This window comes from Streptomyces sp. NPDC053560, from assembly GCF_044544605.1.
Classification (GTDB): domain Bacteria; phylum Actinomycetota; class Actinomycetes; order Streptomycetales; family Streptomycetaceae; genus Streptomyces.
Genome location: NZ_JBITXI010000007.1, coordinates 323,030 through 343,983 on the forward strand (window position 1 = coordinate 323,030; position 20,954 = coordinate 343,983).

Annotated in this window: 18 protein-coding genes; 13 read left to right on the forward strand and 5 right to left on the reverse strand. The window is 72.2% G+C overall.

The annotated features are described in order from the left end of the window. Nucleotides 1–68 precede the first annotated feature (68 nt). From ACIGQF_RS19205 to alc, 7 genes are all read left to right on the forward strand, one after another. Nucleotides 69–323, forward strand: coding sequence for a hypothetical protein (locus tag ACIGQF_RS19205; protein ID WP_030614919.1), 255 nt, complete (start codon nucleotides 69–71; stop codon nucleotides 321–323). Further along, the gene (gene malQ / locus ACIGQF_RS19210) at nucleotides 323–2,419 is read left to right on the forward strand and encodes a 4-alpha-glucanotransferase (RefSeq protein WP_399711470.1); all 2,097 of its coding nucleotides are present in this window, start codon (nucleotides 323–325) and stop codon (nucleotides 2,417–2,419) included. Before ACIGQF_RS19205 ends, malQ begins: the two co-directional genes overlap by 1 nt. 48 nt (nucleotides 2,420–2,467) lie before the next feature. Next, the gene (locus ACIGQF_RS19215) at nucleotides 2,468–2,710 is read left to right on the forward strand and encodes a hypothetical protein (RefSeq protein ID WP_399711473.1); all 243 of its coding nucleotides are present in this window, start codon (nucleotides 2,468–2,470) and stop codon (nucleotides 2,708–2,710) included. Between the two features lie 209 nt (nucleotides 2,711–2,919). Continuing rightward, on the forward strand, nucleotides 2,920–3,897 hold the full coding sequence (locus tag ACIGQF_RS19220) for an acyl-ACP desaturase (RefSeq protein ID WP_399711475.1): 978 nt from the start codon (nucleotides 2,920–2,922) through the stop codon (nucleotides 3,895–3,897). A 117-nt stretch (nucleotides 3,898–4,014) separates the two neighbouring features. Continuing rightward, the gene (locus ACIGQF_RS19225) at nucleotides 4,015–5,004 is read left to right on the forward strand and encodes a DMT family transporter (protein WP_399711477.1); all 990 of its coding nucleotides are present in this window, start codon (nucleotides 4,015–4,017) and stop codon (nucleotides 5,002–5,004) included. A 17-nt stretch (nucleotides 5,005–5,021) separates the two neighbouring features. Continuing rightward, nucleotides 5,022–5,939 (forward strand): LysR family transcriptional regulator, encoded by a 918-nt coding sequence (locus ACIGQF_RS19230; RefSeq protein WP_399711480.1) that lies wholly within the window; start codon nucleotides 5,022–5,024, stop codon nucleotides 5,937–5,939. A 155-nt stretch (nucleotides 5,940–6,094) separates the two neighbouring features. Beyond that, nucleotides 6,095–7,240 carry an allantoicase gene (gene alc, locus ACIGQF_RS19235; protein WP_399711482.1) on the forward strand — a complete coding sequence of 382 codons (1,146 nt, stop codon included), beginning with the start codon at nucleotides 6,095–6,097 and terminating at the stop codon, nucleotides 7,238–7,240. 252 nt (nucleotides 7,241–7,492) lie between these two features. On the opposite strand, the gene pepN (ACIGQF_RS19240) is transcribed toward alc, so the two are convergent. Then, nucleotides 7,493–10,060: an aminopeptidase N gene (gene pepN / locus ACIGQF_RS19240; RefSeq protein ID WP_399711484.1), complete on the reverse strand. Its 2,568-nt coding sequence runs from the start codon at nucleotides 10,058–10,060 to the stop codon at nucleotides 7,493–7,495. A gap of 126 nt (nucleotides 10,061–10,186) precedes the next feature. On the opposite strand from pepN (ACIGQF_RS19240), the gene ACIGQF_RS19245 reads away from it, so the two are divergent. From ACIGQF_RS19245 to ACIGQF_RS19255, 3 genes are all read left to right on the forward strand, one after another. After that, a complete protein-coding gene (locus ACIGQF_RS19245; RefSeq protein ID WP_399711486.1) occupies nucleotides 10,187–10,417 on the forward strand; it encodes a type II toxin-antitoxin system ParD family antitoxin in 231 nt (76 codons plus the stop codon). Next, on the forward strand, nucleotides 10,404–10,751 hold the full coding sequence (locus tag ACIGQF_RS19250; protein WP_399711488.1) for a type II toxin-antitoxin system PemK/MazF family toxin: 348 nt from the start codon (nucleotides 10,404–10,406) through the stop codon (nucleotides 10,749–10,751). Before ACIGQF_RS19245 ends, ACIGQF_RS19250 begins: the two co-directional genes overlap by 14 nt. A 67-nt stretch (nucleotides 10,752–10,818) precedes the next feature. Beyond that, nucleotides 10,819–11,340, forward strand: coding sequence for a DUF1203 domain-containing protein (locus ACIGQF_RS19255; RefSeq protein WP_399711490.1), 522 nt, complete (start codon nucleotides 10,819–10,821; stop codon nucleotides 11,338–11,340). A gap of 72 nt (nucleotides 11,341–11,412) precedes the next feature. Here the strand turns inward: ACIGQF_RS19255 and ACIGQF_RS19260 are convergent, their stop codons facing one another. Then, complete coding sequence (locus ACIGQF_RS19260; RefSeq protein WP_399711492.1) at nucleotides 11,413–12,444, reverse strand: aspartate-semialdehyde dehydrogenase; 1,032 nt, start codon at nucleotides 12,442–12,444, stop codon at nucleotides 11,413–11,415. Between the two features lie 276 nt (nucleotides 12,445–12,720). Between ACIGQF_RS19260 and ACIGQF_RS19265 the strand changes: the two genes are divergently transcribed. Beyond that, the gene (locus tag ACIGQF_RS19265) at nucleotides 12,721–13,296 is read left to right on the forward strand and encodes an HPP family protein (protein ID WP_399711494.1); all 576 of its coding nucleotides are present in this window, start codon (nucleotides 12,721–12,723) and stop codon (nucleotides 13,294–13,296) included. 281 nt (nucleotides 13,297–13,577) lie between these two features. Beyond that, nucleotides 13,578–15,311, forward strand: coding sequence for a TIGR03767 family metallophosphoesterase (locus tag ACIGQF_RS19270; protein ID WP_399711496.1), 1,734 nt, complete (start codon nucleotides 13,578–13,580; stop codon nucleotides 15,309–15,311). 75 nt (nucleotides 15,312–15,386) lie between these two features. Here ACIGQF_RS19270 and ACIGQF_RS19275 read toward each other — a convergent pair whose 3' ends face one another. Continuing rightward, a complete protein-coding gene (locus ACIGQF_RS19275; RefSeq protein WP_399711498.1) occupies nucleotides 15,387–16,502 on the reverse strand; it encodes a hypothetical protein in 1,116 nt (371 codons plus the stop codon). A 125-nt stretch (nucleotides 16,503–16,627) separates the two neighbouring features. Next, nucleotides 16,628–19,216, reverse strand: a complete 2,589-nt coding sequence (gene pepN / locus ACIGQF_RS19280; protein ID WP_399711500.1) for an aminopeptidase N — start codon at nucleotides 19,214–19,216, stop codon at nucleotides 16,628–16,630. 103 nt (nucleotides 19,217–19,319) lie between these two features. On the opposite strand from pepN (ACIGQF_RS19280), the gene ACIGQF_RS19285 reads away from it, so the two are divergent. After that, nucleotides 19,320–19,958 carry a DsbA family protein gene (locus tag ACIGQF_RS19285; protein ID WP_399711502.1) on the forward strand — a complete coding sequence of 213 codons (639 nt, stop codon included), beginning with the start codon at nucleotides 19,320–19,322 and terminating at the stop codon, nucleotides 19,956–19,958. A gap of 141 nt (nucleotides 19,959–20,099) precedes the next feature. On the opposite strand, the gene ACIGQF_RS19290 is transcribed toward ACIGQF_RS19285, so the two are convergent. Then, the gene (locus ACIGQF_RS19290) at nucleotides 20,100–20,741 is read right to left on the reverse strand and encodes a superoxide dismutase (protein WP_399711504.1); all 642 of its coding nucleotides are present in this window, start codon (nucleotides 20,739–20,741) and stop codon (nucleotides 20,100–20,102) included. Nucleotides 20,742–20,954: the final 213 nt, after the last annotated feature.

Here is a 20,954-nt window from a genome sequence, read left to right on the forward strand (position 1 = left end):
GATACGTCTGCGGCGGCATGGATTGGGTAGGGCCCGGTTGTCCTACTCTCGACGAACGGGAGGCCCTCGTGGCTCCGTCCGCTCAGCTTCTTCTCGACGCCCTCTCCAAACCGACCGAGCCGGATCTGCTGGCAGGGGTCTCCGACCCGGACTGCGGCTTGGACGGATGCGGCTCGTTCACCTTCTCCGAGCCTCCCCTGACCAGCGAGCCCCCGCTCGCCGACAGCACCCCCCTCACCAGCGAGACCCCGATCGCCGCCGAGCTGCCGCTCACCAGTGAGCCCGCCGCCGCCGGCTACGGCACGGAGTCCATGGAGGTCTGATGGGCCGAGCGCGGCTCGCCCGGCTGCACGGCGTCACCACGTCCTACGAGCCCGCGCCGGGCCGCACCGTCCATGTACCCGAGGACACGGTCGTTGCCGTGCTGGCCGCGCTGGGCGTCGACGCCTCCACGCCGCAGGCCGTACGTGCCGCGCTGGACGCGTACGACCACGGCCCCGCGCGTGCCCTCCTCCCGCCCACCCTCGTCACCCGTGAGGGCCACCCGCCCGACCTGGCCGGGCTGCCCGGCGGCACCACGCTGCGCGTGGACACCGAGGACGGGCGGACCCTGGACTGGGGCCTGGTCCCCGGAGGGCGGGCGGCCCCGCTGCCGCCCGGCGTGCACGTGCTGCGCGCCTTCGCCCCCGACGGCGCCGCCGCGCACTCCCATCTCGTCGTCGCACCCGACCGGATGCCCGCCGTGTCCGGTCGCGGGCACGGCTTCATGGTCCAGCTCTACTCCCTGCTCTCCCAGGCCTCCTGGGGCATGGGCGACCTCGGCGACCTGGCCCGGCTGGCCGACTGGTCCGGACGGACCTTCGGCATGGACTTCGTCCAGCTCAACCCGTTGCACGCGGCCGTACCGGGACCGCCCACCGACCCCTCCCCGTACCGCCCCTCCTCGCGCCGCTTCCCCGACCCCGTGCATCTGCGGATCGCGGACGTCCCCGAGTTCGCGCAGCTGTCCGGCGCCGCCCGGCGCCGCGCCGGCGAACTGGCCGGACAGGCCGCCGCGCTCCGCGACGCCGTACTGAAGAACGGCGCGCTGATCGACCGGGACGCGGTCTGGGAGCTGAAGGCGGAGGCGCTGGAGCTGCTGCGCACGGTGCCGCTGAGCGCCGAACGGCAGGCCGCCCACGACGCCTTCCGCGCCGCCCAGGGCCAGGACCTGGAGGACCACGCCACCTGGTACGCCCTGGCCGAGGCGCACGGCCCGGACTGGCGCGCCTGGCCCGACGGCCTGCGCGACCCCCGCTCGGCGCGCACCGAGCGGATGCGGCACGCCCTCGCCGACCGCATCGACTTCCATCGCAGGGCCGCCTGGCTCACCGACGAACAGCTCGCGGCCGCCCAGTACGGGGCGCGCGAGGCGGGCATGCGCATCGGGCTCGTCCACGACCTGGCCGTCGGCGTGCACCCCACCGGGGCCGACACCTGGGCCCACCAGGACGCCTTCGCGGCCGGCATGTCCGTCGGCGCGCCGCCGGACGCCTTCAATTCCCGGGGCCAGGACTGGGGGCTGCCGCCCTGGCGCCCCGACACGCTCGCGGCGACCGGGTACGCGCCCTTCCGCGCGCTGCTGCGCGGCCTGCTGCGGCACGCGGGAGCGCTCCGCATCGACCACGTGATGGGCCTCTTCCGGCTGTGGTGGATCCCGGAGGGCCGGCCACCCACGGAGGGCACGTACGTCCGGTACGACGCCGAGGCGATGCTCTCCGTGCTGGCGCTGGAGGCCGCGCGGGCCGGCACCACGGTCATCGGCGAGGACCTGGGGACGGTCGAGAACGGGGTGCGCGAGGCCCTGGAGGAGCGCGGCGTCCTCGGGACGTCCGTCCTGTGGTTCGAGCGCGACTGGACCGCCGAGGGGCAGCCGCCGCTGCCGCCGGAGAGCTGGCGCGCCGACTGCCTGGCCACCGCCACCACGCACGACCTGCCCAGTACGGCGGGGCGGCTGACCGGCGAGCACACCGCGCTGCGGCACCGCATCGGCCTGCTGGACGGCTCCCTGGAGAAGGCGCGCGCCGCGGACGCGGCCGAGGTCGCCACCTGGCTGGAGTGGCTCGGCCGGCTGGGGCTGCTGCCGGAGGGCACGGCGACCGGCGACGCGGAGGCGGACGAGCGGGCCGCGGTCGCGGCGCTGCACCGCTTCCTGCTGCGCACCCCGGCCAGGATGGTCGGCGTCTGGCTGCCGGACGCGGTGGGCGACCGACGGCCGCAGAACCTCCCCGGCACCTGGGACGAGTACCCGAACTGGCGACTGCCGATCGCCGCGGCGGACGGCCGGCCGATGACGCTGGAGGAGATCGTGGAGTCGCCCCGGCTGCGCGCGCTGCTGAAGGAGTTCGAGGCGACGCCGGGGGCGGGTATCGGCCGTTAGGGCACCCCGAGCGCGCGGGTCGCTCGGGCGTCCGATACGTTGAGGTACGTGAGCAACAAGGTCAAGAACCACGCCCTGCGCGCCGGAACGATCACCGCCGGTACCGCGCTGCTGCTGCTGATGTCGTCCCCTGCTTTCGCGCTCACCCGCGACGACGGTGACGACCCGGGTCCGGGCCTGAGCGTCGTCGAGACGCTCGGTCTCTACGTCGTGGCGCCCGTCGTCCTCTTCCTGGTCATCGCCGGCCTGGTCATGCTGGGCGACAAGTCCCGCAAGACGAAGAAGAGCTGACACCCGGCCTCCAGGCTCACCGGGCACCACGCACTGCACGGCGCCGAGCGGTTCACATGAACCGTTCGGCGCTTTTTGTCATGCCATGAGCCCCTTTTGTCTGTAATTCGCCGCTCGATCGGAACGGCGGGTTCTCTTGACGCGGTCCTAACCTACGATGCCGTAACCTACGGTGCCGTAAGGTTTTCCACGTCCCCAGGAGACCCCGTATGACCATCGCCCCCGCCCACCATGACGGAGAGCGCGGCCAGACCGCCTGGAGTGACGCTCAGCTCCTTTACGCGCTCGAAGAGGTCGTCGAGAAGGAGCTGAACCGGCATCTCGGCATAGCCAAGGAATGGATGCCGCACGAGTACGTGCCCTGGAGTGACGGCCGGAACTTCGACGGCGTCATGGGCGGTGAGCCCTGGGCCCCCGAGCAGTCCAAGGTCACCGACATCGGCCGTACGGCGCTGGTCGTCAACCTGCTGACCGAGGACAACCTCCCCAGCTACCACCACGAGATCGCCACCCTCTTCGGCCGGGACGGCGCGTGGGGCACCTGGGTGCACCGCTGGACGGCCGAGGAGGGCCGGCACGGCATCGTCATGCGCGACTACCTGCTGACCAGCCGGGCCGTCGACCCGGTGCAGCTGGAACGCTTCCGCATGGCGCACATGTCGGAGGGGTTCGAGTCCGACAACAACCACAGCATGCTGCACTCCGTGGCGTACGTGGCCTTCCAGGAGCTGGCCACCCGCATCTCGCACCGGAACACCGGGCGGCACTCCGGCGACCCGGTCTGCGACCGGATGCTCGCCCGGATCGCCACGGACGAGAACCTGCACATGCTCTTCTACCGCAACCTGCTCTCCGCGGCGTTCGAGCTGGCCCCCGACCAGACCATGAGCGCGGTGCGCGACGTGGTGGTGAACTTCCGGATGCCGGGCCACGGCATGCCCGGCTTCGAGCGGGCCGCGGCCCGGATGGCGATCGGCGGCATCTACAACCTCCGCATCCACCACGACGATGTCATCCAGCCCGTGCTGCGCTTCCTGAAGGTCATGGAGATCGGCGGCCTGGGTCCGGTCGGTCTGCAGGCGCAGGAGGAGCTGGGCCTCTTCATGGACGGCCTCGACGACCAGGCGCGTAAGTTCGACGAGCGGCTGGCGGCCCGGGAGGCCCGCAAGGCGGCACGCAAGGGCTGAGCCCGCTTCTCCGCGCGACCTTTCAGCTGAGCTGAAAAGAATCATCGAAAACATTCGATGGACCTGAGGAGTTCTGGGCTGTCACGGTGAATGCCTCCGCACCGACGAGAGGAAGCCGTGACAGTCCTGGACCAGGGAGAAGCCGTACGCACCGGGGGCATACCCAGCCCCGCGGGCCCCGCCGCCACCCGCACCGCCACCGCCCGCAGCGCCGCCCTCACCGGCCTCGCGCTGGCGCTGACCGCCACCGTCGCGTGGTCCGGCAGCTTCGTCGCGACCCGCGCGCTGCACGACACCGTGCCGCCCGTGCAGGCCGTCTTCTGGCGCTGGGTGATCGCGCTGCTCGCCGTGGCGCCCCTGACGCTGCGCCAGGTCTGGCGGCAGCGCGCGGTCCTCCGCCGCCATCTGCGCTTCCTGCTCCTGGCCTCGCTGCTCGGCGTCGCCCTCTACAACACCCTGGTCCACCAGGCGGGGCTGACCACGCCCGCCGGCACCATGGGCATGTTCATGGCCGCGTCGCCGACGCTGATGGTGCTGTTCGGGCGGTTCGGACGCGGCGGCGAGCGGATCGGCGCGCGGCGGGCCGCCGGCATGCTGATCGCGACCGCCGGCGTGCTCACCCTGATCGGCAAGGGCGACCCGACGGCCCTGTTCCGCCTCGACCTCAACGCCGGCAGCCTGTGGATGCTCGCGGCCATGGCCTGCTTCGCCGGGTACAGCGCGCTGGTGCGCCACAAGCCGGCGGAGATCGCCGGCCCGGTCTTCCTGTGCATGACCTTCGTGCTCGGCACGCTGATGCTGGCACCCGCGTACGCCGTCAGCCTCGCGGTGCAGGGCGGCTTCACGCCCGGCGCCGACACGGTCGGGCCGCTGCTCTACGTCGGGATCCTCTCCTCCGCCGTGGCCTTCTTCGCCTGGAACAGGGCCATCTCCCTGGTCGGCGCGGCCCGCGCGGGCGCCGTCTACTACCTCCAGCCGGTCTGCGTGGCCCTGCTCGCCCACCTCCTGCTCGGCGAGCGCACCGGCCCGGTGCAGATCCTCTGCATGGGTCTGATCCTCGGCGGAGTCGTGCTGGCAGCGGGCGCGCGGCGAAGAGCCGCCCGGTGACCGCATACGCTGCCCGCATGGCCGACTGGGACATCAAGAAGCTGCGGATCCTGCGCACCCTCGGCGAGCTGGGCACGGTGACCGCGACCGCCGAGGCGCTGCACATGACGCCCTCGGCGGTCTCGCAGCAGCTGACCGGGCTCGCCAAGCAGCTCGGGGTGACCCTCCTCCAGGCCCACGGCCGCCGGGTCCGGCTGACCGACGCGGCCCACCTCGTCCTCCGCCACGCCGACGCGGTCTTCGCGCAGCTGGAGCGGGCGGACGCGGAGTTGCTCGGCTACCTCCAGGGCGAGGTCGGCGAGGTGCAGGTCGGCGCGTTCTCCACCGCGATCCCGGCGCTGGTGGTGCCCGCCGTCGAGCGGCTGCGCAAGACCCACCCCGGCCTGGCGGTCCGGGTACGGGAGGCCGAAGCGGCCGAGGCGTACGAGCTGCTGTCCGAAGGCAGCGTGGACCTCGCGCTCTCCCTCGCGGCGCACGCGCCCACGCCCCGCGACCCCAAGTTCGCCCGGCTCTCGCTGCTCGCCGACCCGCTGGACGTGGCCCTGCCCGCCGGGCACCCGCTGGCCGCCGAGCCCGGACTGCGGCTGGCCGACCTCGCGGGCGAGCCCTGGATCTTCGGCCGGAGCGGGCCGTGGTCCGAGATCACCACCACGGTCTGCGAGAACGCCGGCTTCGTACCGGAGCAGGCGCACGCGGCGGCCGACTGGGCGGCGATCCTGTCGATGGTCGCGGCCGGCATGGGGGTGGCGCTCGTCCCGCGGATGGCGATGCGCCCGGAGCGGGGCGGCGCGGGCGTGGCCGTCCGGGTCCTCCATGCCGACCAGCCCCGCCGTCACGTCGTCGCCGCCGTCCGCCGGGGGGCGGAGGACGCCCCCGGCATGTCCCGCGTCCTGGCCGCCCTTCATCAGGCGGCGGCGGAGCGGTCGGAGCAGTAGGCGGAGGCCGACCGGGAGCGGACCTTTCAAGTTTGCTTCACGTCCACTGCAGAAACTTTCGATAGACCTGCCCGAACGGCTCTGCGAAGGTCGATGGTGTGAACACGCACTACGTGCGGTGAGCACACCTCACCCCCGGACGACGAAGGGCAGAGATGACCACCACCCCGGCCGCCTCCTCCACTGATCCGCACGCCAACGACGCCGCCCCGTACGGCGGTGGCGACCCCTACGCCGACTACCGCGGCGGGGACTTCGCCTTCACCTCGCTCGTCGACCTCGCCGACCGCCGCTTCGGCGCCGGTGTGATCGCCGCGAACGACGAGTTCTTCGCCGAGCGCGAGAACCTGCTGAAGCCGGACCGCGCGGTGTTCGACCCGGAGCACTTCGGGCACAAGGGCAAGATCATGGACGGCTGGGAGACCCGGCGCCGCCGCGGCGCCGACGGTGACCACCCCTTCCCGACCGACGAGGAGCACGACTGGGCGCTGATCCGCCTCGCCGTGCCCGGCGTGATCCGCGGCGTCGTCGTCGACACCGCCCACTTCCGCGGCAACTACCCGCAGCAGGTCACCGTCGAGGCCACCTCCGTACCGGGCAGCCCCGGCCCGGAGCAGCTGCTCGCCGACGACGTGAAGTGGGAGGAGATCGTCCCCCGCACGCCGGTGCGCGGCCACGCCGCCAACGGCTTCGAGGTCACCGCCGAGCGCCGCTTCACCCACCTCCGCCTCAAGCAGCACCCGGACGGCGGCATAGCCCGCTTCCGCGTGTACGGCGAGGTCGTCGCCGACCCCGCGTGGCTGGAGCTGCTCGGCACCGTCGACCTGGCCTCCGTCCTGAACGGCGGCGCGGTCGAGGACGCCTCGGACCGCTTCTACTCCTCGCCCACCCAGATCATCCAGCCCGACCTCTCCCGCAAGATGGACGACGGCTGGGAGAACCGCCGCCGCCGGGTCAAGGGCACCAACGACTGGGTCCGCTTCCGCCTCGCCGCGCAGGGCGAGATCCGCGCGATCGAGATCGACACGGCGTACCTCAAGGGCAACTCCGCCGGGTGGGCGGCGCTGTACGGCTGTGACGGCACGCCGGAGGACGAGTCCTCCTGGTTCGAGATCCTGCCGAAGACGAAGCTCCAGCCGGACACCCCGCACCGGTTCGCGCTGCCGGCCGCGGTGACCGCCACCCACGTACGGCTCGACGTCTTCCCCGACGGCGGCCTCGCCCGGATGCGCGTCCACGGCAGCCTCACGGAGGACGGCCGCGCCGCGCTGCGCCGCCGGTTCGATGAGCTGAACGGCTGACGGGGCGGCCGTAGGCCGCAATTCACCGACTCGTCCGGCGGACGGCAGCGCACGGTCGCGCCGACGCCGGGCGGTACCACCACGCCGACGCCGGGGCGCCATCCGTTTCTCCGCGACCGTCCCGCCGTCTCGGTTGCTCGCGCAGTTGCCCGCGCCCCTTGAGGGGCGCGGGCAACTGCGCGCTCAGCCACAGCGCAGGGGAGCCGGGCGCGGAGGAGCGGGGCACCCACGTACGTCGGCTCCGCGCCGCCGTCAGGCGGCAGCCGCGTCTGCCGCTTGCGCCTTCAGCGCGCGTTCCACGCCCGCCCGGTTCTCCGTCACCAGGCGGCGCAGCGCGGCGCTCGGCTCGGCCGCGGCCAGCCAGGCGTCCGTGGCCTCCAGGGTTTCCGGCGCGACCTGGAGCGCGGGGTAGAGGCCCACGGCGATCTGCTGCGCCATCTCGTGGCTGCGCGCCTCCCACACGCTCTTCAGCGCGTCGAAGTACTTCCCGGCGTACGGGGCCAGCAGCTCGCGCTGGTCGGTCTGGACGAAGCCGCCGATGACGGCCTCCTGCACGGCGTTCGGCAGCTTGTCCGTCTCCACGACCGACGCCCACGCCTCGGCCTTGGCCTCCGCCGTCGGGCGGGCCGCGCGGGCCGTCGCGGCGTACCGCTCGCCCGCCGAGGTCCGGTCCCGCTCCAGCTCCGCCGCGATGGCCTTCTCGTCCGCGCGGCCGGTGGCGGCCAGCCGCTGGAGCAGCGCCCAGCGCAATTCGGTGTCGACGGCGAGGCCGGTGATCTCCTCCGTGCCGTCCAGCAGGTTCTGGAGCAGGTCCAGCTGCGCGTCCGTACGGGCCGTGGCGGCGAACGCACGGGCCCACGCGAGCTGGTGGTCGCTGCCGGACTCGGCGGCCCGCAGCTGCTTGAGGCAGGCGTCGGTCCAGTTCGCGAGGCCGGTCTCGCGCCACTCCGGCGCCGCGTACAGCTCCAGCGCCAGCTTCACCTGCCGCTGGAGGGACTGGACCACGCCGATGTCGGACTCCTTGCCGATGTTGGCGAGGACCAGCTCCAGGTAGTCGCGGGTGGCCAGCTCGCCGTCGCGGGTCATGTCCCAGGCCGAGGCCCAGCACAGCGCGCGCGGCAGCGACTCGGAGAAGTCCCCGAGGTGCGCGGTGACGGTCTTCAGGGACTCCTCGTCCAGGCGCACCTTGGCGTAGGAGAGGTCGTCCTCGTTGAGCAGGATGACGGCCGGGCGCGGGGTGTTCGCGGGGAACGGCACCTCGGTGCGCTCGCCGTCCACGTCCAGCTCGATCCGGTCGGAGCGGACCAGCCGGCCGTCCTTGAGGTCGTAGCAGCCGACGGCGATGCGGTGCGGGCGCAGCACGGGCTCGCCGGTCGCGCCCTCGGGCAGCGCGGGCGCCTCCTGCAGGATGGCGAGGGAGGTGACGTTGCCCGCCGCGTCCGTCTCGATCTCCGGGCGGAGGACGTTGATGCCGGCCGTCTGCAGCCACTTCTTCGACCAGGTCTTCAGGTCGCGTCCGGAGGTCTCCTCCAGCGCGCCGAGCAGGTCCGAGAGCCGGGTGTTCCCGTACGCGTGCGCCTTGAAGTACTGCTGGACGCCCCGGAAGAACTCGTCCATGCCGACGTACGCCACGAGCTGCTTCAGCACGCTGGCGCCCTTGGCGTACGTGATGCCGTCGAAGTTGACGAGCACGTCGTCCAGGTCGCGGATCTCCGCCATGATCGGGTGCGTCGAGGGCAGCTGGTCCTGCCGGTACGCCCAGGTCTTCATGGAGTTCGCGAAGGTGGTCCAGGAGTGCGGCCACTTGCTGCCCGGCGCGTACGCCTGGCAGGCGATCGAGGTGTACGTGGCGAACGACTCGTTCAGCCACAGGTCGTTCCACCACTCCATGGTCACGAGGTCGCCGAACCACATGTGGGCCAGCTCGTGCAGGATGGTCTCGGCCCGCACCTCGTAGGCCGCGTCGGTCACCTTGGACCGGAAGACGTACTGGTCGCGGATGGTCACCGCGCCGGCGTTCTCCATCGCGCCGGCGTTGAACTCCGGCACGAAGAGCTGGTCGTACTTGGCGAACGGGTACGCGTAGTCGAACTTCTCCTGGAACCAGTCGAAGCCCTGCCGGGTGACCGCGAAGATCTCCTCGGCGTCCAGGTACTCGGCGAGGGAGGGCCGGCAGTAGATGCCCAGCGGCACCCGCACCCCGTCCTTCTCGTAGCTGCTGTGCACGGAGTGGTACGGGCCCACGATCAGGGCCGTGATGTAGCTGGAGATCCGAGGTGTGGGCTCGAACGCCCACACGTTGTCCGCCGGCTCCGGGGTCGGGGAGTTGGACACCACGGTCCAGCCCTCCGGCGCCTTCACGGTGAAGCGGAAGGTGGCCTTGAGGTCCGGCTGCTCGAAGGACGCGAACACCCGCCGCGCGTCCGGCACCTCGAACTGGGTGTAGAGGTAGGCCTGCTGGTCCACCGGGTCGACGAAGCGGTGCAGACCCTCACCGGTATTGGTGTAGGCGCAGTCGGCCACGACCTTCAGCTCATTGCTTCCGGCCGGCAGCCCCGCCAGTGCGATCCGCGAGTCCTGGAAGACCGCGGCGGCGTCCAGCGCCGCTCCGTTCAGCACCACCTCGTGCACGGTCGGCGCCACCAGGTCGATGAACGAATCCGCACCGTCCTCGGCCACGTCGAAGCGCACCGTGGTCACGGACCGGAACACGCCCCCCTCCTGCGCGCCGCTCAGATCCAGCTCGATCTCGTACGCGTCCACGGTCAGCAGGCGCGCCCGCTCCTGCGCCTCTTCACGGGTCAGATTCGTGCCAGGCACGCGGTCATCTCCTCGGTGTAGATCCTTCGTATGCGACGTTTCCGTCATCCTTCCACGCCGCACCCCTTCGGCGGCGAGTGGTATGAAGAGTGGTATGAGCGTTCCTACCCGGGTAGCATTGAGAGCGTGAAGATCAGTGTGAGCTTGCCGCAGGAGGACGTCGCTTTCCTCGACGAGTACGCCGCGAGGGTCGAAGCCGAGTCCCGGTCCGCGGTGATACACGCTGCCATCGAGCAGTTGCGCGCTGCCGAGTCGGAGGCCGACTACGAGGCGGCATTCGCCGAGTGGGACGCCGGCGAAGACGCCGCGCTCTGGGACCGGTTCTCGGCAGACGGGCTGAGTAATGAAGCGCGGTGACGTCTACTTGGCCGATTATGAACCGGCGCGTGGCAGCGCGGCCCATAAAGCGCGTCCGGCGGTGATCGTCTCCAACGACGGGGCCAACGCGACGGTGGCGCGGACGGGCCGGGGCGTGGTCACCCTCGTACCCCTCACCTCGAACACGTCCCGCGTCTACCCCTTCCAAGTGCTGCTCCCAGGAGCCGAGTGCGGCCTCCCGAGGGACTCCAAGGCTCAATGCGAACAGGTGCGTCCCTTGGCTTCGGAGCGCCTGCTGAAGCACCTCGGCAGGGTCCCCCGGCAGCGCATGGCCGAGATCGACGCGGCGCTGCGCCGGCATCTGGCGCTCTGAGCGGGGCGGCGAGCGTCACCTCCGATTCCTGCCGGAAGGCGGGGAGGCGAGTGGTCAGGCTGGACGCATGGCCACTTACTCCGCGCGCCCCATCGACGCCACCGCACTGAAGGAACTGCGTACGGCCGACGACGCCGGGCAGCCGGTGCTCGCGTACACCGCCGGCGGGGGCGATGACCCGCTGGGCTCCGTGGGCTCCCCGCTGCGCTGCTGTCTGCGGCCCGTCCGGGCCGGGGAGCGGGTCGCGCTCGTGGCGTACGCGCCGCTGCGGCGGTGGGCCGCGGAGACGGGGGTCGAGCCGGGGGCGTACGACGAGCAGGGACCGGTGTTCGTGCACGCCGAGGAGTGCGGCGGGCCGGCCCCGGACACCGCCGGCTACCCGTTCACCCGTACCGGCGCGCTGCGCGTCCTGCGGCGGTACACGGCGGCCGGGCACATCGCCGGCGGGCGGCTGCTGGAGCTGCCCGAGGACGCCGACGCGGCCCTGGACGCCGCGCTGGACGAGGCCTTCGCCGATCCGGGCACCGCCCTGGTGCACGTACGGGCGGTGGAGTACGGCTGCCTGCACTTCGAGGTGCGCAGGCCGTAGCGCGGGGGGAAGAGGGCGCGGGGCCCGTACGGACGCCTGTCCGTACGGGCCCCGCGGGGGTGCCGGAGGGGATCAGCCCTTGAGTTCGGCCGCGACCAGCTCCGCGATCTGGACGGCGTTGAGCGCCGCGCCCTTGCGGAGGTTGTCGTTGGAGAGGAAGAGGGACAGGCCGTTGTCGACCGTCTCGTCCTGGCGGATGCGGCCGACGAAGGACGGGTCCTGGCCGGCGGCCTCCAGCGGGGTGGGCACGTCGGAGAGGGCCACGCCCGGCGCCCCGCCCAGCAGCTCGGTCGCCCGCTCGGGGCTGATCGGGCGCTCGAAGCGCGCGTTGACCTGGAGGGAGTGGCCGGAGAAGACCGGGACCCGCACGCAGGTGCCGGAGACCTTCAGCTCGGGGATCTCCAGGATCTTGCGGCTCTCGTGGCGGAGCTTCTGCTCCTCGTCGGTCTCGTTCAGGCCGTCGTCGACGATCGAGCCGGCCATCGGCAGCACGTTGAACGCGATCGGGCGGACGTACTTGTCCGGCTCCGGGAACTCCACCGCGGCACCGTCGTGCGTGAGCTTCGTCGCGTCCTGCTCGATCGCCTTGCGGGCCTGCTGGTCCAGCTCGGCCACGCCGGCCAGGCCGGAGCCGGAGACCGCCTGGTAGGTGGCGACGACCAGGGCGGTCAGCCCCGCCTCGGCGTGCAGCGGGCGCAGCACGGGCATGGCGGCCATCGTGGTGCAGTTCGGGTTGGCGATGATGCCCTTGGGGCGGTCCGCGATCGCGTGCGGGTTCACCTCGGAGACCACGAGGGGCACCTCGGGGTCACGCCGCCAGGCGGAGGAATTGTCGATCACGACCGGGCCGGCCGCCGCGACCTTCGGCGCCAGCTCCTTGGAGGTCGAGCCGCCGGCGGAGAAGAGGACGATGTCCAGGCCCGAGTAGTCGGCCGTCGCCGCGTCCTCGATGGTGATCTCGGTGTCCTGCCACGGGAGCGTACGGCCGGCGGAACGGGCCGAGGCGAACAGGCGCAGCTGCTCCACGGGGAAGTTCCGCTCGGCGAGGATCCCTCGCATCACACCGCCGACCTGGCCGGTGGCTCCGACGATTCCGATCCTCATGGCACTCCTTCTAGGGAACTGGCGACGATTTCCGAAAGGAAACCCTGCTCAGAAGTTTGTCCATCATGCGTGTGACACCCGTCGCCTTGTCCAATCCGTTTCACGGAGTGGGAGCGGGGCACGGACTTTGCCACAGGGGCAAGTAACTGCTGAGTCGCTGCTGACCTCCCATAATCTCGCAGTCGAAGACAGTGCGTAGGTCACGACGAGGTGCCGGCACAAGAAACCGTACGTACCGGTACCGAACGGGGCGTCCACGCCCGCAGAAAGGCTGTTGTGACCGCCCCCGCTCCTCTCGCAGACGCCCCGGAGACCGCTGCCCCGGAGGCCACCGCCCCCGACGCCGTACGCCCCGCCCGTACCGGGCGGACCCTGCGCTCCGCCGCCCCGCCGCGCCCCCGGCCGCTCGTCCTGCTGGCCGCGACCGCCGCGATCGGCCTCGCGCTGCTCCTGCTGGCCGGGACCGGCGCCGTTATCGAACACCCGGTGCTCATCCCGCCGCTCGCGGCCAGCGCCGCCCTGATAGCCGGCGCCCCGGCGCTGCCGCTCGCCCAGCCGCGGAGCGTCATCGGCGGCCATCTGCTCGCGGCCGGCGTCGGCTTCCTGGCGGTGGCCGTCGCGGGGCCCGGCGTCTGGACCGCGGTCGTGGCCGGCGCGCTGGCCTTCGGGGCGACGTCCCTGGCCCGTACGCCGCACTCGCCCGCCGTGGCCACGTCCGTGATCGTCGGCTTCCAGGGGCCCGACCCGCTGCCCTTCCTCGCCCTGCTGGCCGCGGCCACCGTGATCCTCTCCGGCGTCGGCGTCTGCCTGCACCGCCCGGGCTCCCGGAAGTACCCGGCGTACTGGTGGTGACGCGCGCCCCGGCGTACCGGTGAGGCGGCGCACACCCCACTTCCCCCGTGCGCGGTCCGGTACCCCATGAGGTGAACACCACGTGACGCGCGACCACCGGGCCCGCGAGCGGTCCGTTGCGCGCCGACCACGCCCCCGCCCGGCCGTGATCCCTGTGCGGAGATCGGCGGCCGCCGTTGTGGTCATGTTCACGCGCAGTCCACCCCCGGTGCGAAACATCCCTGGTGAGGGGCGGCCGGCCCGCCCCGACACCACCGCGTCCGCACTCGGGGAGTTCGCGCATGTCCCGCACACGGTCCGCCGCCACTCTCGACCGCCGTACCTTCCTCGCCGCCACCGGAGTGGCCGGCGCCGCCGCCGGGGCCGGACTCACCCTCGGACTGACCGGCCGCACGGCCACCGCCGTGCCGGCCCAGGCCGGACCCCCGCCCTTCGCGCCGCAGCCGGTCGCCGCGCCCGCCGTGCCGCCCGTGCCGTTCCGCCGCGGCACCACCCTCGACTCCGTCGCCACCCCGCGCGGCACCACCGGCTACCGCCGCCTCGGCGACGGCCCCGCCTGGTCCCGCGTCGTCCGTACCGAACTCGCGTCGGCCCGCTCCGGCCGCGCCGAGCGGCGGACCACGCTCGCTTCCTTCGTCCAGTTCACCGACCTGCACCTGGTCGACGTGCAGAGCCCGCTGCGCTACGAGTACCTGCGCGCGCAGACCGCGAGCGCCTGGCGGCCGCAGGAGGCGCTGTCGGTGGCCGGGCTGGTCTCGCTCATCGAGCGGGTCAACGCGCTCAAGGGCGGCCCCGCCACCGGCTCGCCGCTCGCGTTCGCCATGACCACCGGCGACAACACCGACAACAACTCCAAGATCGAACTGGACTGGTTCCTCGCCGCGATGAGCGGCGGCCGCATCATCCCCAACACCGGCGACCCGCGGCACTACGAAGGCGTCCAGGACAGCGACCTGAAGCTGTACTGGCAGCCGGACAGCGACCTGCGCGACGCCGACAAGCAGCTCGGATTCCCGCGGCTGCCCGGCTTCCTGGACGCCGCGATCCGCACCGTGCACAGCCCGGGCCTGGACATCCCCTGGTACACCACCGTCGGCAACCACGACCAGCTGCCCGGCGGCTGCTACGCCCCCGGCGACTCGTACTGGACGGAGATCGCGACCGGCGGCCGGAAGCTGGAGACGCTGCCGGCGGACGAGGCGGAGCGGGTCTGGACGGCGGTGAAGAAGGGCCTGGACCCCACGGGCGCCGACTTCAAGGCCCTGATGAAGGCGAACCGCCGGCACACCCGGCAGGTGACGCCCGACCCGCGACGGGCGCCCTTCACCCGCGCCGAGTACGTACAGGCCCACCTCGACCCCGCCTACACCGGCAAGGGCCCGCACGGCCACGGCTTCACCGAGGCCAACGTCCACGACGATCAGCTGTACTACAGCTTCCAGGTGTCCGACGACGTGATCGGCATCAGCCTGGACACCACCGACCCCGGCGGTCACTACACCGGCTCGGTCGGCACCGGGCAGCTGCGCTGGCTGGAGCGGCAGCTGAAGGAGCACAAGGATTCCTACGTCCTGATCTTCAGCCATCACACCAGCAAGACCATGGACAACACCCGTCCCGACCCGGCCCGCCCGGACGAGGGGCGGCACGGCGGCGACGAACTGGTCCGGCTGCTCTCCGGCCACCGCAACGTGCTGGCCTGGATCAACGGCCACAGCCACAAGAACGACATCACCGCGCACGACGGCTTCTGGGAGGTCTCCACCGCGTCCCACATCGACTTCCCGCAGCTCGCGCGGGTGATCGAGGTGGTGGACAACCACGACGGGACGGTCTCGCTCTTCACCACCCTCGTGGAGTCGGCGGCGCCGCACCGCACGGACTTCCACGACCTCTCGCAGACCGGCCTCGCCGCCCTCTACCGGGAGCTCTCCCTCAACGCGCCGGAGGCCCGCAACGACCTCGCCGGGCAGCCGGGGGACCGCAACACCGAACTCCTCCTCAAGCGCGGCTGACCGGCGCTCCGGCCCGGAACGCGCGGGGGCGGGTCCGGCACCGGACCCGCCCCTCCCGCCCGCTCCCTGCCGGCCCTACTTCGGCAGCACCGCCACGTACGCGCTCGGCTCCCGGTCGACCGCCGCCATGAGGGCGGTCCGCACCACCATCGCCTGCTGCTCGGGGGCCTCCCGCAGCTTCTTCGGCGTCACCTGCACGACCGTGATGCCCAGCCGCTCCAGCCGCTCACGGGTGCGCGTGTGCTCCGGCCACAGCGTTCGGTCGGCGTACTTCGGGGACCGCGCGTCGATCGTCAGCGCCACCGCCTGCACCGGCCAGAAGGCGTCCACCCCGCCGAGGTACGGGCCGCCCGGCAGCCGCAGATCCACGTTCCACACCGGGTCCGGCAGCCGGTGGTCCCGCACCAGCGCGTACAGCATCCCCTCGGCGAGCGCCCTGCCCTCCGCCAGCAGGCCGTCCACCGCGTCCATCACCTGCGGCTTGCCCAGCAGCCGGGCCCGGCTCAGCTCCCGCACCACCGCGGTCGGATCGCAGTGCCCGCCGCGCACCGCCTCGCTCAGCAGCCGGCGGATGGCCGTCGGCCCGCCGACCGCCTCCAGCGCGGTCATCTCGCTCTCCCCGAACCCCGAACGGGCGGTCTGCGGGCCGGTCAGCCGGGCCACCGCGTCGGCCAGCGCTCTGGGGACCGGGGCCACCGGCACGCCCGTGACCTCGACCGCGGGCGGCGGCGTCTGGGCCCGGACGATCCGCGCGAAGCCCGCAGAGCGCAGCCGCCGCGAGCGCGGCACCAGCACCTCGATGCGGTCCAGGGACAGCAGCGGGGGAGCGGAGGAGAAGCGGTGCAGGGCCAGCGCCGCCAGCCCGGTGATCATCGCCTCGGGCTCGTGCCGGTCGGCGCCGCCCTGCGGCGGTACGGCGGGCTCCCCGTCCGGCCCCGCGGACGCCGCCGGGGTGCGCCGGGCCGCGTACAGCAGGACGGCGTGCAGCCGCTCCTCACTGGTGGGCGGGCCCGGGTGGAGCAGGTGCACCCCCGGCAGGATCTGCTGCCAGGGGCCGCCGGGCCGGCACCGCTCGGCGAGGTCGGACGGTGCGATGCCGTGCTCGCGCAACTGCCGTGCGGTCAGGACGCGGTGCCGTACATCGGAGAGGTGGTGCAACGGGCGGGGAGAGAGCGGGGTGTTGTGGTTCATGTCACCGCCCTTTCCCTCGCCCGAGCCGCCGCCTAACCGCTGTTACCGATCCGTCGACGTTTACGTACAACCGCGTCCTAAAGTACGAGCGTTCGACGGCCGATAAGTGCTGGTCCTACCGAGGGTTACGGCCTCGCGCCGACCTTTGCGTCACAAGCCTGTGCCCGCAGCGCCCGCGCGAGATCGTCGCGCGACTCCGACACCAGGCGGCGCAGCGCGGGGGCGGCCTCCGGGTGCGCGATGAGCCAGGCGTCGGCCGCGTCCAGCGTCTCCGCGCTGCTCTGCAGCGCCGGGAAGAGGCCCCGGACCACGGCCATTCCGATCTCGATCGACCGCTCCTGCCACACCTTCTGCACGGCGTCGAAGTACCGCGGCGCGTACGGCGCGAGCAGGGCACGCTGGCCGGGCTGGTCGAAGCCCGAAATCGTGGCCTCCACCAGGGCGTTGGAGAGCACGTCGGACTCCACCACGTCCGCCCAGGCGCGGGCCTTGACGTCGGCGGACGGCCGGGCCGCCAGGCAGCGGACCTGGTGCCGCTTGCCCGAAGCGGTGTCGTCCCGGGCCAGTTCGGCGTCGATGCGCCGCTCGTCGGCGGTGCCGTGCGCGGCCAGCGGCTCCAGGAACGCCCAGCGCAGCTCCTGGTCGACCTCCAGGCCGTCGATCTTCGCGGTGCCTTCCAGCAGGCCCTTCAGCAGCTGGAGGTCGGACTCGGTGGAGGCGACGGAGGCGAAGAAGCGGGCCCAGGTCAGCTGGTGGCCGCTGCCGGGCTCGGCGAGCCGCAGCTCGCGCAGCGCGCCCTGGGCCAGCAGCTGCGCGCCGGCCTGCCGCCACTCGGGGGCCGCGTAGTGGTGCAGCGCGGTACGGGCCTGCGCGTGCAGGGTCTGCAGTACGCCGATGTCGGACTCCCGCCCGGCGAACCGCAGCACGATGTCGAGGTAGTCGCGGGCCGGCATCAGCCCGTCGCGGGTCAGCCCCCACAGCGCCGACCAGCACAGGGCGCGCGCCATCGGGTCGGTGATCTCGCCGAGGTGGCCGCGCAGGGTCGCCAGCGACCGCTCGTCGAAGCGGATCTTGCAGTACGTCAGGTCCTCGTCGTTCACCAGGATCAGGTCGGGGCGCTCGGCCCCCGCCAGCTCCTCGACGACCGTGCGCTGCCCGGAGACGTCCAGCTCGGCGCGGGCGTACCGGACCAGCGCGCCGCCCGCATCGGCACGGCGGTACAGGCCGACCGCGACCCGGTGCGGCCGCAGCTCGGGCCGGGCCGGCGTGGCCTCCTGGAGGACGGACAGCTCCGTGATGCGGTCCTGCGCGTCGTAGGTGACCTGCGGAGTGAGCGCGTTGACGCCGGCCGTCTGCAGCCAGGAGCGGGACCAGGCGGCCAGGTCGCGGCCCGAGGTCTCCTCCAGCGCGGCCAGCAGGTCGGCCAGGGTGGTGTTGCCGTACGCGTGACGCTTGAAGTAGCGCCGCGCGCCGTCCAGGAAGGCGTCCCTGCCCACGTACGCCACCAGCTGCTTCAGGACGGACGCGCCCTTGGCGTAGGTGATCCCGTCGAAGTTGAGCTTGGCGTCCTCCAGGTCCCGGATGTCGGCGGTGATCGGGTGGGTGGAGGGCAGCTGGTCGGCGCGGTACGCCCAGGCCTTGCGGCCGTTGGCGAAGGTGATCCAGCCGTTCTTGAAGCGGGTGGCCTCCGCCAGCGACAGCGCGCCCATGAAGTCCGCGAAGGACTCCTTCAGCCACAGGTCGTCCCACCACTCCATGGTGACCAGGTCGCCGAACCACATGTGTGCCATCTCGTGCAGGATGACGTTGGCCCGCCGCTCGTACGACGCCTGGGTGACCTTGCCGCGGAAGATGAACTCCTCGCGGAAGGTGACGCAGCCGGGGTTCTCCATGGCGCCGATGTTGTACTCGGGGACGAATGCCTGGTCGTACTTGCCGAAGGGGTACGGGTAGTCGAAGTGGTCGTGGAAGAAGTCCAGACCCTGCTTGGTGACGGTGAAGACGTCGTCGGCGTCGAAGTGCCGGGCCAGCCCCTTGCGGCAGAGCGCGCCGAGCGGGACCTCCAGCTCGGTGCCGTCCTCGAACGTACGCCGGTAGGTGTCGGAGACGTAGTGGTACGGGCCCGCGACCACGGCCGTGATGTACGTGGAGATGGGCTGCGTACGGGCGAATCGGTGCACGGTGCCGTCGCCGGGCCCCTCCTCGACGCCGTTGCTGAGCACCACCCAGCCCTCGGGCGCGGTCACCTCGAAGGTGAACGGGGCCTTCAGATCGGGCTGTTCGAAGTTCGCGAAGACCCGGCGGGCGTCGGCCGGCTCGTACTGCGTGTAGAGGTAGACCTCGCCGTCCTCGGGGTCGACGAAGCGGTGCAGGCCCTCGCCGGTGCGGCTGTAGGCGCAGCGCGCGTCCACGACGAGGACGTTCTCCGCCGCCAGGTCGGGCAGGGCGATCCGCGCGCCGTCGAAGACGGCGGCGGGGTCCAGCTCACGGCCGTTCAGCGTCACCCGGTCGACCTCGGGGGCGATGAGGTCGGCGAAGGTGCCGGCGCCCGGTTCCGCGCAGCGGAAGCGGAGGGTCGTGCGGGAGCGGAACGTCCGGGAGGCGTCACCCTGCTCCACGGCGGACCGCAGGTCCAGCGCCACTTCGTACCCGTCGACGGTCAGCAACCGGGCCCGTTCGCGGGCCTCGTCTCGGGACAGGTTTTCACCGGGCACGACGCGACTCCCTCGTCTGTGTCTCGAATATCGAACACTGGGAATCATGGCACGGCACGCCGCGGTTGAACCGGCTACCGACCCGCTCGTAGAGGAGACTCTCGTGTCCGACACCGGTAAGACCCCCGCAGACTTCTGGTTCGATCCGCTGTGCCCGTGGGCCTGGCTGACCTCCCGCTGGATGCTGGAGGTGGAGAAGGTCCGGCCGGTGGAGGTCCGCTGGCACGTGATGAGCCTCGCGGTGCTGAACGAGGACAAGCTCGACGACCTGCCCGAGAAGTACCAGGAGATGATGCGGACCGAGGCGTGGGCCCCGGTGCGGGTCTGCATCGCGGCCGAGGAGAAGTACGGCAGCGAGGTACTCGCCCGGCTCTACACCGCGCTCGGTACCCGCTTCCACAACCAGGGCCTGCCGCGGAACCGCGAGACGATCCTCGCGGCGCTGGAGGAAGCGGACCTGCCGGCCGAACTGGCGGACGCCGCCGACACCGACGCGCACGACGAGCGGCTGCGCGCCTCGCACAAGGAGGGCATCGACCTGGTCGGCCAGGAGGTCGGCACGCCGGTCATCGCGGTCCCCGGCGCGGACGGCGACCAGATCGCCTTCTTCGGCCCGGTCGTCACCCCGCACCCGAAGGGCGAGGAGGCCGCCAAGCTCTGGGACGGCACCCTGATGGTCGCGTCCATCCCGGGCTTCTACGAAATCAAGCGCACCAGGACGGCGGCGCCCAGCTTCGAGTGAGCCCCGCGCCGCATGTACAGAACCGCCCCCGCGAGTCACGTCCTCGCGGGGGCGGTTCCTTTTTCCGCCTGCCCGGGTGAGCGGTGAGAAGACGATCACGAGGCAGGACGTTTTACCGGCGCCGCAAGGCGCCTCCGGCGCCTACGGCGCCAGGAGCAGGTTGTTCGCGCGCTCCTTGGCGGCGGTGTAGCGGCGTGCGACGTCCTGCCAGTTGACGACGCGCCACATGGCCTCGATGAAGTCGACCTTCTGGTTCTTGTACTGGAGGTAGAAGGCGTGCTCCCAGGCGTCGAAGACCAGGATCGGGACCGAGCCCTGGCCGACGTTGCCCTGGTGGTCGTAGATCTGCTCGACGATGAGGCGGCCGGTGACCGGCTCGTACGCGAGGACGCCCCAGCCGGAGCCCTGGGTCGTGGCCGAGGCCTTGGTCAGCTGGGCCTTGAACTTGTCGAAGGAGCCGAAGCTCTCCGCGATGGCGTCGGCCAGCTCGCCCACGCCGTCCTTGTCCAGGGGCTCGCCGCCGCCGTCGCCGGTCATGTTGTGCCAGTAGATGCTGTGCAGGATGTGGCCGGAGAGGTGGAAGGCCAGGTTTTTCTCCAGGCCGTTGATCGAGCCCCACTGGTCCTTGTCGCGGGCCTCGGCGAGCTGCTCCAGGGTGTCGTTGGCGCCCTTCACGTAGGCCGCGTGGTGCTTGTCGTGGTGCAGCTCGATGATCTCGGGGCTGATGACGGGCGCCAGCGCCGAGTAGTCGTAGGGGAGTTCAGGAAGTGTGTAGGTCGCCATGTACGCCCAGCCTCCAAGCTGCTCAACAGCAGTAGTTGCAATCTATTTGCAAGAGCAGGCTAACAGCAGGTGCGCGGCGAACCCGGGTAAGGGGGGCGGGCCTGGGCCGAAAGACGGAGGCGGGGGGGGGGGGGGGGGGGGGGGGGGGGGCCCCCCCCCCCCCCCCCCCCCCCGGGGGGGGGGGGGGGTGGGGGGGGGGGGGGGGGCCGGCCG